The organism is Micromonospora sp. PTRAS2 (assembly GCF_054052245.1).
Window position 1 is genome coordinate 1 of sequence record NZ_JBSWBU010000031.1, and the last position, 12,081, is coordinate 12,081.

At 74.7% G+C, this 12,081-nt stretch carries 2 protein-coding genes; both read left to right on the forward strand.

Going from position 1 to position 12,081, the window contains the following annotated elements:
• Positions 1 to 10 precede the first annotated feature (10 nt).
• Positions 11 to 3,454 (forward strand): SDR family NAD(P)-dependent oxidoreductase, encoded by a 3,444-nt coding sequence (locus ACVMYR_RS32850; protein WP_457123673.1) that lies wholly within the window; start codon positions 11 to 13, stop codon positions 3,452 to 3,454.
• A 45-nt stretch (positions 3,455 to 3,499) separates the two neighbouring features.
• On the forward strand, positions 3,500 to 12,081 hold an 8,582-nt coding region (locus ACVMYR_RS32855), incomplete at its 3' end, for a type I polyketide synthase (protein ID WP_457123672.1).

A 12,081-nucleotide genomic window follows, 5' to 3' on the forward strand; every position in this document is an offset into this window, starting at 1 on the left:
TGGTGGCGGGATGCTGGCGGTCGGCGCGCCTGAGGCTGAGGTGCGTGCGCTGGCCGGTGACGGTGTGGATGTGGCGGCGGTGAATGGTCCGCAGTCGGTGGTGTTGTCGGGGCCGGTCGCCGACCTGGACGTGATCGCCCAGCGGTGTGCGGAGAACGGTTGGCGGGCGAAGCGGCTGCCGGTGAGTCACGCGTTCCATTCGCGGTTGATGGAGCCGATGCTCGCGGAGTTCCGGTCGGTCCTCGAAGGCTTGGCTTGGCAGACGCCGAGGTTGCCGGTCGTGTCGAACGTGACGGGCCGGGTGGCCGAGGCGGGGGAGATCACCAGCCCGGACTACTGGGTGCGGCATGTGCGGGAGGCTGTCCGGTTCGGTGATGCGATCACCACCTTGCACGGGTTGGGCGTGACGTCGTTCGTGGAGGTGGGGCCGGATGCGACGTTGACGGCGATGGCGGCTGACACGCCCGTCGACCGTCCGGTGCATCTGGTGGCGGCGCTGCGCCGCGACCAGCCCGACACGACGGCGCTGGTCACGGCCCTGGCCCGGCTGCACGTCACCGGCACGCCCGTGGACTGGGCGGCGTGGTTCACCCACACCGGTGGTCGACCCCGGACGGTGGACCTGCCCACCTACGCCTTCCACCACCAGCGCTACTGGCTCGACGCGAACCCGACCGGGGCCGACGCCTCCGGCCTCGGGGTCCGCAGCGCCGGGCACCCCCTGCTCACCGCCGAACTCGTCTCCGCCGCCGACGACACCCGCCTGTACGGGGGCCGGCTGTCGGTGCGTACCCAGCCCTGGCTCGCCGACCACGTCGTGTGGGGCTCCGTCGTCGTGCCGGGCACCGCGCTCGTCGAGCTGGCCCTGCACGCCGGGGCACAGGCCGCCTGCGACACCCTCGCGGAGCTGACCCTCGCCGCCCCGCTCGTCCTGCCCGAGCAGGGCGCCCGTGCGCTGCAGCTCAGCCTCGCCGCCCCCGACGAACACGGCCGCCGCCGGCTCGCCATCCACTCCCGGCCCGCCGACGACCCGTACGGCGACTGGACCCGGCACGCCGACGGGATCCTCGCCCCCGGCGGCGGCGACGCGCCCGAGGCGCTCACCGAGTGGCCGCCCGCCGACGCCGCCCCCGTGCCCATCGAGCCCATCTACGCCCAGCTCCACCGCCTCGGCGTCGACCACGGGCCCACCTTCCGGGGGCTGCGCGCCGCGTGGCGTACCCCCGATGCCGTGCTCGCGGAGGTCGCGCTCCCCGACGGCGTCGCCGCCGACGGGTTCGGCCTGCACCCCGCGCTGCTGGACGCGGCGCTGCACGTCGTCGGCCTCACCGACGCCGACGACGCCGACGAGACCGCCGGGGCCCGACTCCCGTTCGCGTGGTCGGGCGTCGCGCTCGCCGCCGTCGGCGCGACCCACCTTCGGGTACGCGTCACCCGCGCCGGCTCGGCCGTCACCCTCGCCCTCGCCGACGGCACCGGCGCGCCCGTCGCCCGGGTCGACTCGCTCGTCTCCCGGCCCGTCGGCGCCGACCAGCTCGACCCGACCGGCCCCGCCGACCTGCCCCTGTTCGACCTGCGCTGGACCGCGCTGCCCCTGCCGCCCCGCCCGGCGACCGGCATCGTCGCGCTCGACGCCGCCGCGCCGACCCCCGGTGGGCTCCCCGCGCTCGCCGACGCCGTCGACGACGGCCGGCTCGACCCCCGGTTCGTGCTGCTGCCCGCCGCCGACACCCCGCCCGGCGACCCCCTCGACGCCACCCGCGCCCGGCTCGCCGACACCCTCGCCACCGTCCAGGGCTGGCTGGCCGACGACCGGCACGCCGACCGCCGGCTCGTCGTGCTCACCCGCGGCGCGGTCCCCGCCACCGCCACCGGCGACGTGACCGACCTGCCCGGCGCGGCCGTCTGGGGCCTGGTCCGCTCCGCGCAACTGGAACACCCCGGCCGGCTCGTGCTGGTCGACCTCGACCCCGAAGCCGGCCCCGACGCCGACGCCGACCTGCTCGGCCGGGCCCTGGCCAGCGACGAACCCCAGCTCGCCCTCCGCGCCGGCCGGCTCCTCGCGCCCCGGCTCGCCCCCGCCGAACCCGACCCCACGGGGGCCGTCGACCTTCTCCCCGACGGCACCGTGCTCGTCACCGGCGCCACCGGCACCCTCGGCGGCCTCCTCGCCCGCCACCTCGTCACCGCCCACAAGGTCCGGCACCTGCTCCTCGCCGGCCGGCGCGGCGGCGACGCCCCCGGCGCCGCCGACCTCCTCGCCGAACTCACCCGCCTCGGCGCGCACGCCCGCTTCGTCGCCTGCGACGTCGCCGACCGCGACCAGGTCGCCGCGCTGCTCGCCACCGTCGCCGCCGAACACCCCCTCACCGGCGTCGTGCACGCCGCCGGGGTCCTCGACGACGCGACCGTCACCGCGCTCACCCCCGAGCGGATCGCCGCCGCGCTGCGCCCCAAGGCCGACGCCGCCTGGCACCTGCACGACCTCACCCGGCACCTGGACCTGCCGATGTTCGTGCTGTTCTCGTCCATCGCCGGCCCCCTCGGCGGCCCCGGGCAGGGCAACTACGCGGCGGCCAACGCGTTCCTCGACGGGCTCGCCCAGCACCGGCGCGCCGCCGGCCTCGCCGCCACCTCCCTGGCCTGGGGGCTGTGGGAAACCAACAGCGCTATGACCCGCGACCTGGGCACCGCCCGCCGGGAACGGATGGCCCGCCAGGGCATCACCCCCCTCGCGGTCGGGCAGGCGCTCGCCCTCTTCGACGCCAGCCGCAGCAGCCGGCAGCCGCTGCTGCTGCCCGTCCGCCTCGACCTCGCCGCGCTGCGCGCCCTCGCCACCGTCGACCACCTGCCCGCGCCGCTGCGTGGCCTGGCCGGCGTCCGCACCCGGCGCAACGCCGCCGGGGCCGCCGCACCGGCCGGCAACTTCCGCGACCGGATCGCCGACGCCCCCGACGCCGAGCGCCGGCGGCTCGTCGAGGAACTCGTCACCGGCCAGGTCGCCGAGGTCCTCGGGTACGCCACGGCCGCCGCCGTCGCCCCCGGCCAGTCCTTCACCGAGCTGGGCTTCGACTCGCTGACCGCCGTGGACCTGCGCAACCGGCTCACCACCCGCACCGGCCTGACGCTGCCGGTCACCCTCGTCTTCGACCACCCCACCCCCGAGGCGCTCACCGGGCACCTGATGACGCAGCTCGGCCCCGGCCGGTCCGCGCCCACCCTCCTCGACGAACTGGACCGGCTGGAGGCGGCGTTCGCCGCGACCCCCGCCGACACCCTCGCCGAACTCGCCGCCGACGAGGAGACCCGCGCCGCCGTCGCCGCCCGCCTGCGGGCGCTGCTCACCCGCTGGGACGGCGACAGCGGTGACACCGCCGGCGTCGCCCAGGTGATCGACGACGCCAGCGACGACGAACTCTTCGACTTCATCGACAGCACGTTCGGTCGCTCCTGACCGTCGTACCGCCCGCTTGCCGACCAACGCGACAGGTGAATCCCGATGGCGAACGAAGCCAAGCTCCGTGAGTACCTCAAGCGCGTCACCGCCGACCTCGCCGAGACCAGCGAACGCCTCAAGGCGGCCGACGCCAAGAACCACGAGCCCATCGCCATCGTCGGGATGAGCTGCCGCTACCCGGGTGGCGTCCGCTCGCCCGAGCAGCTGTGGGAACTCGTCGCCACCGGCACCGACGGCATCACCGGATTCCCCACCGACCGGGGCTGGGACACCGACGCCGCGTACGACCCGACCGGGCAGCGCCGGGGCAGCACGTACGCGCGGGAGGGCGGGTTCCTGCACGACGCCGGTGACTTCGACCCGGAGCTGTTCAAGGTCTCGCCGTACGAGGCCCTCGCCATGGACCCGCAGCAGCGGCTCATGCTGGAGGCGTCCTGGGAGGCGATCGAGGACGCCCGCATCGACCCGCTGTCCCTGCGCGGCAGCCGCGTCGGCGTGTTCGCCGGCATGATGTACCACAACTACGCCGCCGGGCTCGCCGAGGTGCCCGAGACCCTGGACGCGTTCATCGGCGGCGGCACCGCCAGCAGCGTCCTCTCCGGCCGGGTCGCCTACACGTTCGGGTTCGAAGGTCCCGCGCTCACCGTCGACACCGCCTGCTCGTCGTCCCTCGTTGCGCTGCACCTCGCCGTGCAGTCGCTGCGCTCCGGCGAGTGCACCCTCGCGCTGGCCGGCGGCGTCACCGTGATGACCACCCTGGAGACGTTCGTCGACTTCAGCCGGCAGCGCGGCCTCGCCCCCGACGGGCGGTGCAAGTCGTTCGCCGAGGGCGCCGACGGCACCGGCTGGTCCGAGGGCGTCGGCATGCTCGTCGTGGAACGCCTCAGCGACGCCCGGCGTAACGGTCACCGGGTGCTCGCGGTCGTGCGGGGCTCCGCGGTGAACCAGGACGGTGCGTCGAACGGGTTGACGGCGCCGAATGGGCCGTCGCAGCAGCGGGTGATCCGGCAGGCCCTCGCGTCGGCGGGGTTGTCCCCGCTGGACGTGGACGTGGTGGAGGCGCACGGGACCGGCACCACGTTGGGTGACCCGATCGAGGCGCAGGCGTTGCTGGCGACGTATGGGCAGGGTCGGGAGACGCCGCTGCTGCTGGGGTCGATCAAGTCGAACCTCGGCCACACGCAGGCGGCGGCCGGCGTCGCCGGTGTGATCAAGCTGGTGCAGGCGATGCGGCACGGGGTGGTGCCCGCGACCCTGCACGTGGATGCGCCGTCGTCGAAGGTGGACTGGTCGTCGGGTGCGGTCGAGTTGGTGACGGAGTCGGTGCCGTGGCCGGTGGTGGGTCGGCCGCGTCGGGCGGCGGTGTCGTCGTTCGGGATCTCGGGGACGAACGCGCACGTGATCGTGGAGCAGGCGGAGTCGGTGGCGGCCGAGTCCTCTGGTGTCGTCGAGTTGCCGGTGGTGCCGTGGTTGGTGTCGGCGCGTTCGGCGGAGGCCCTCGGTGGGCAGGCGGCGCGGCTTTCGGATTTCGTTCGCGAGCGGGCTGGGTTGTCGCTGGTCGACGTGGGCTGGTCCCTCGCGACGTCGCGGGCCGTGTTGGAGCACCGGGCGGTCGTCCTCGGCACGGGCCGAGACGACCTGCTGTCCGGGCTGGATGCCCTGGCGGCCGGCGTGGATACCCCGGGGCTGGTGACGGGTGAGGTGTCGTCTGGTCGTCGGGTGTTGTTGTTTACGGGTCAGGGTGCGCAGCGGTCGGGGATGGGTCGGGAGTTGTATGACCGGTTCCCGGTGTATGCGGAGGCGTTCGACCGGGTGTGTGCCCTGTTCTCGGGTCGCCTCGACCGTTCGTTGCGGGAGGTGGTGTTCGGGGAGCCGGGTTCCGACCTTGCGGCCCTGTTGGATCAGACGGCGTTCACGCAGGCGGGGCTGTTCGCCCTGGAAGTGGCGTTGCACGAGCTGTTGGCCTCGTTTGGTGTGACGGCTGACTATCTGGTGGGGCATTCGATCGGTGAGGTGACGGCCGCCTATGTGGCGGGTGTGTTGTCGTTGGAGGACGCCTGCGTTCTGGTGGCGGCGCGGGGTTCGTTGATGCAGGCGTTGCCGTCTGGTGGCGGGATGTTGGCGGTGGGCGCGCCTGAGGCTGAGGTGCGTGCGCTGGCCGGCAGCGGTGTGGATGTGGCGGCGGTGAACGGGCCTCGGGCAGTGGTGCTGTCGGGGCCGGTGGCCGAGTTGGATCGGATCGCGGGGGAGTGTGCCGGGCGGGGCTGGCGGGCGAAGCGGTTGCCGGTGAGTCACGCGTTCCATTCGCGGTTGATGGAACCGATGCTGGCGGAGTTCCGGACGGTTCTGGCGGGTCTGGACTGGCAGACGCCGAGGCTGCCGATCGTGTCGAACCTGACCGGGCGGGTGGCGGAGGCGGCCGAGATCAGCAGCCCGGACTACTGGGTGCGGCATGTGCGGGAGGCCGTGCGGTTCGGTGACGCGATCACCACCCTGCTTGGGTTGGGTGTCAGCAGCTTTGTGGAGGTGGGGCCGGATGCGACGTTGACGGCGATGGCGGCCGATGTTCCGGCGGAGCGGCCGGTGCACCTGGTGGCGGCGTTGCGCCGTGACCAGGACGACACGACCGCGCTGGTCACCGCCCTCGCCCGGCTGCACGTCACCGGCACGCCCGTGGACTGGGCGGCGTGGTTCACCCACACCGGCGGCCGGCCCAGCACCGTCGACCTGCCCACCTACGCCTTCCACCACCAGCGCTACTGGCTCGACGCCCGCACCCGCCCCCACGGCACCGCCCCCGCCGGGTCGAGCCTCGACTCGTGGCGGTACCGGGTCACCTGGCAGCCGCTGGCCGACCACCACCGGCGGCAGGCCGCCGACCTCCTGCTCGTCGTGCCCGACGACGCCCTCATGCCCGACGACGCCCTCGTGCCCGACGACGGGGCGGCCGGACAGTGGGCGAGCGCGCTCGCCGCGCCCGGCGTACGGGTGCTGCGGGTCGCCGCCGACCGGGACCGGGCCGGCCTCGCCCGCGACCTCGCCGACGCGTACGCAGACGGCCAGGGGCGACCCGGCACCGTCCTGTCGCTGCTCGGCCTCCCCACCGGCGCCCACCCCGACGCCGCCTCCGTGCCCGCCGGCCTCGCCCACACCGTCGCCCTCGCCCAGGCCCTCGGCGACGCCGCGATCCCCGCCCGGCTCTGGATCGCCACCCGGGGCGCGGTCTCCGTCGACCCCCGCGACCAGGCCGTCGACTGCGACCAGGCGACCCTGTGGGGCTTCGGCGGCGTGCTGCGCGCCGAGCACCCCCAACGCTGGGGCGGGCTCGTGGACCTGCCCCCGACCGCCGACGCGCGCGGCGTACGACAGGTGCGCCGGCTGCTCGGCGGCGAGCGCGCGGAAGACCAGCTCGCGGTGCGCGCCACCGGCACGTACGCCCGGCGGTTGACCCGTGCCCGACGGCCCGCCACCCCCGCACGCGCCTGGACCCCGCGCGGCACCACCCTCGTCACCGGCGGGACCGGCGCGCTCGGCGGGCACGTCGCCCGCGCCCTCGCGGCGGCCGGGGCCGATCACCTGCTGCTGGTCAGCCGCCGTGGCCCCGACGCCCCCGGCGCTGCCGCCCTCGCCGAGGAACTGACCGCCCTCGGCACCCGCGTCACCGTCGCGGCCTGCGACGCCGCCGACCGGGACGCCCTGCGCGACCTGCTCGCGGCGATCCCCGCCGACCTGCCGCTCACCGCCGTCGTGCACACGGCTGCGGCGCTCGACGACACCGTGGTCGACGCCCTCACCGCAGACCGGATGGCGACCGCCCTGCGCGCCAAGGTCGACGCGGCCCGCAACCTCGACGAGCTGACCCGGGACCACGAGCTGTCCGCGTTCGTGCTGTTCTCCTCCCTCGCCGGCACCATGGGCGGACCCGGGCAGGCCAACTACGCCCCCGGCAACGCCTGGCTCGACGCCCTCGCCCAGCGCCGCCGAGCCGAGGGGCTGCCCGCCACCGCCATCGCCTGGGGGCTGTGGGCCGACGGTGGCGTCAGCGCAGGCGACTTCGAACACCGGATGGCCCGCAACGGCTTCGGGGCGATGGATCCCGCCACGGCCGTCCGCGCCCTCACCGGCGCGTTGGAGGACGACGAGACCCACCTCGTCGTCGCCGACGTCGACTGGGACCGGGTGGCGGGCAGCGCCGCCGGCCGCCGCCCCGACCCGCTGATCCGGGGCCTGCTGACCGCGCCGCAGGTCACCGACGCCGCCACCGCCGACCGGGCAGCCGGCGGCGGTGCCCTGCGGGACCGCCTCGCCGGGCTCACCGACGCCGAGCAGCTCGACACCCTCCGCGACCTGGTGCGCGCCGAGGTGGCGGCGGTGCTCGGCCACGGCAGCGCCGACCGGGTGCCGGCCGAACGCGCCTTCCGGGACCTCGGCTTCACCTCGCTGACCGCCGTCGAGCTGCGCAACCGGCTCGACGCCGCCACCGGGCTCACCCTGCCCGCCACGCTCGCCTTCGACCACCCCAATCCCACCGCCCTGGCGGCCCACATCCGCGCGGAACTGCTGGGCGGGCAGTCGCCGTCCGCGACGACCCCGGCCGTACGCCCCGTCGACGACGACCCGATCGTCATCGTCGGCATGGGCTGCCGCTTTCCCGCCGGGGCCGGCTCGCCGGAGGAGTTCTGGCGGCTGCTCGCCGACGGCGTCGACGCCATGTCGGACTTCCCCACCGACCGGCACTGGGACCTGGCCGTGCTGCACCACCCCGACCCCGAGCACCCCGGGGCGTCGTACGTGACGCAGGGGGCGTTCCTCGCCGACGCGGGCGCGTTCGACGCCGGGTTCTTCGGCATCTCCCCCCGCGAGGCCGTCGCCATGGACCCGCAGCAGCGGCTGCTGCTGGAGGTGTCCTGGGCGGCGATCGAGGACGCCTGGATCGACCCCCTCACGCTGCGCGGCGGTCGCGTCGGCGTCTTCGCCGGCACCAACGGGCAGGACTTCGACAACCTCATCCGCAACGGCGGCGAACAGCTCGCCGGCTACGGCGCCACCGGGGCGTCCGCGAGCGTCCTGTCGGGGCGGGTGGCGTACTCGTTCGGGTTCGAGGGGCCGGCGGTCACCGTCGACACGGCGTGCTCGTCGTCGCTGGTCGCGTTGCACCTGGCGGCGCAGTCACTGCGCTCGGGCGAGTGCGACCTCGCGCTGGCCGGCGGCGTCACCGTGATGGCAACTCCCGGCGCGTTCGTCGAATTCTCCCGGCAGCGGGGACTGTCCGCCGACGGGCGGTGCCGGTCGTTCGCGGAGTCGGCGGACGGGACGGGTTGGGGCGAGGGCGTCGGGGTGCTGCTGGTGCAGCGCCTGTCGGACGCCCGGCGGGACGGCCGTCGGGTCCTCGCCGTGGTGCGCGGCAGCGCGGTGAACCAGGACGGGGCGTCGAACGGTCTCACCGCGCCGAATGGTCCGTCGCAGCAGCGGGTGATCCGGCAGGCCCTCGCCTCGGCGGGATTGTCCCCGGCGGACGTGGACGTGGTGGAGGCGCACGGGACCGGCACGACCCTCGGGGACCCGATCGAGGCGCAGGCGTTGCTGGCGACGTACGGGCAGGGGCGGGAGACACCGCTGCTGCTGGGGTCGGTGAAGTCGAACCTGGGTCACACGCAGGCGGCGGCGGGCGTCGCCGGGATCATCAAGATGGTCCTCGCCCTGCGGTATGGCGTGGTGCCGGCGACGCTGCACGTGGATGCGCCGTCGTCGAAGGTGGACTGGTCGTCTGGTGCGGTCGAGTTGGTGACGGAGCCACGTGAGTGGCCGGTGGTGGGTCGGCCGCGTCGGGCGGCGGTGTCGTCGTTCGGGATCTCGGGGACGAATGCTCATGTGATCGTGGAGCAGGCGGAGCCGGTGGAGGCCGAGGTCGACTCGGCCGGCTCCGTCGGCCTGCCGGTGGTGCCGTGGTTGGTGTCGGCGCGTTCGGCGGAGGCCCTTGGGGGGCAGGCGGCGCGGCTTTCGGATTTCGTTCGGGAGCGGGCTGGGTTGTCGCTGGTCGACGTGGGTTGGTCGCTGGCGACGTCGCGGGCTGCTCTGGCGCATCGGGCGGTCGTCCTTGGGGCAGGTCGAGACGACCTGCTGTCTGGGCTGGATGCGGTGGCGGCCGGCGCGACCGCTCCGGGTGTGGTGACGGGTGAGGTGGTCTCGGGTCGTCGGGTGTTGTTGTTTACGGGTCAGGGTGCGCAGCGGTCGGGGATGGGTCGGGAGTTGTATGAGCGGTTCCCGGTGTATGCGGAGGCGTTCGATCGGGTGTGTGCCCTGTTCGTGGGTCGCCTTGACCGTCCGTTGCGGGAGGTGGTGTTCGCGGAGCCGGGTTCCGACCTGGCTGCCCTGTTGGACCAGACCGTTTACACGCAGGCGGGTCTGTTCGCGGTGGAGGTGGCCCTCTACGAGTTGCTGGCCTCGTTTGGTGTGACGGCCGACTATCTGGTGGGGCATTCGATCGGCGAGGTGACGGCCGCCCATGTGGCGGGTGTGTTGTCCCTGGAGGACGCGTGTGCCTTGGTGGCGGCGCGGGGTTCGTTGATGCAGGCGTTGCCGTCTGGTGGCGGGATGTTGGCGGTGGGCGCATCCGAGGCTGAGGTGCGTGCGCTGGCTGGTGACGGTGTGGATGTGGCGGCGGTGAATGGTCCGCAGTCGGTGGTGCTGTCGGGGCCGGTGGCCGACCTGGAGGTGATCGCCCAGCGGTGTGCCGAGCAGGGCTGGCGGGCGAAGCGGTTGCCGGTGAGTCACGCGTTCCATTCGCGGTTGATGGAGCCGATGCTGGCGGAGTTCCGGTCGGTGCTCGAAGGCTTGGATTGGCAGACGCCGAGGTTGCCGGTCGTGTCGAACGTGACGGGCCGGGTGGCGGAGGCGGGGGAGATCACTGACCCCGAGTACTGGGTGCGGCATGTGCGGGAGGCCGTGCGGTTCGGTGACGCGGTCACCACCCTGCACGGGCTGGGCGTGACGTCGTTCGTGGAGGTCGGGCCGGACGCGACGTTGACGGCGATGGCGGCCGACGTTCCGGCGGAGCGGCCGGTGCACCTGGTGGCGGCGCTGCGCCGCGACCAGCCGGACATGACCGCGCTGGTCACCGCCCTCGCCCGGCTGCACGTCACCGGCACGCCGATCGACTGGGCCGCCTGGTTCACCCACACCGGCGGCCGGCCCCGGACGGTGGACCTGCCCACCTACGCCTTCCACCGCAGGTGGTACTGGCCCGAGCCCGTATCGACCGTCGGCGGCACCTCGCGAGCGAGCGACGACATCGACGAGCGGTTCTGGGCGGCGGTGGAGCGGGAGGACCTGACCGGTCTCGGTGCGGAGTTGGCGGCGGAGCAGTCGCTGAGTGACCTGCTGCCGAAGCTCGCCCAGTGGCGGCGGGCGGGTCAGCAGCGGTCCACCGTCGACTCGTGGCGCTACCGCGTCGAGTGGCGGCCCGCTCCGGCCGTACCGTCGGAAGGGCTGACCGGGAGGTGGCTTGTCCTGGTGCCCCCGACGCAGGGCGACCACCCTCTTGCCGAGGGCCTGGCCGCGCACGGCGCGGAGGTCCTGACGGTCAGCCTCGACCCGGCGGGGACGAGCCGGGACGACGCGGCCGAGCGGCTGCGGGCCGCGCTGCCCCGCCCGGGTGAGATCGCCGGTGTGGTGTCGCTGCTGTCGTTGGCCGGTGCCGGCGTGGGCGAGACCCTCGCCGTGGTGCAGGCGCTGAGCGACTGCGGCGTCAGCGGCCGGGTGTGGTGGGTGACCCGGGGCGCGGTGTCCGTGGGCAGGTCGGACGCCCCGGTCGACCCGGTCGCGGCGGCCGTGTGGGGCGTGGGTCGGGTGGCGGCGTTGGAGCTGCCGGGCTGGTGGGGTGGCCTGGTGGACCTGCCGGAGGTGGTGGACGGCCGGGCGGTGCGCCGGGTGTGTCAGGTGTTGGCGGCGGGTGTCGAGGATCAGGTGGCGGTGCGGTCGTCGGGGTTGTTCGTGCGGCGGCTGGCGCGGGCGGGTGGTGAGGCTGCGCGGCGGGAGTTCCGGTTGTCGGGGACGGTGCTGGTCACCGGCGGCACCGGGGCGTTGGGCTCCCGGGTGGCGCGGTGGGCGGTGGATGTCGGGGCAGAACACCTTGTGTTGACGAGTCGGCGTGGTGAGCGGGCCGCGGGTGCGGTGGAGTTGGCGGAGCGGTTGCGGGCGTGCGGGGCGCGGGTGACGGTGGCTGCTTGTGACGTGGCGGACCGGTCGGCGCTGGGCGCGCTGCTCGACGGCCTGGCCGACGCGGGCGACCCCGTCCGTGCCGTCGTGCACGCCGCCGGAGCACCCCAGTTCACCCCGCTTGCCGACGTCACGCCGGACGAGCTACGCGAGGTGCTGCGCGCCAAGGTCGACGGGGCGGCGCATCTCGACGCGTTGCTGCCGGAGTTGGACGCGTTCGTGGTGTTCTCGTCCATCGCGGGGGTGTGGGGTTCGGCCGGGCAGGCCGGCTACGCGGCGGCCAACGCCTTCGTCGACGCCCTCGTCGCCCGCCGACGGGCCCGGGGCACCGCCGCCACGGCCGTGGCGTGGGGCCCGTGGGCGGGTGCCGGCATGGCCGTCCAGGGCGAGGCGCAGGAGCAACTGGC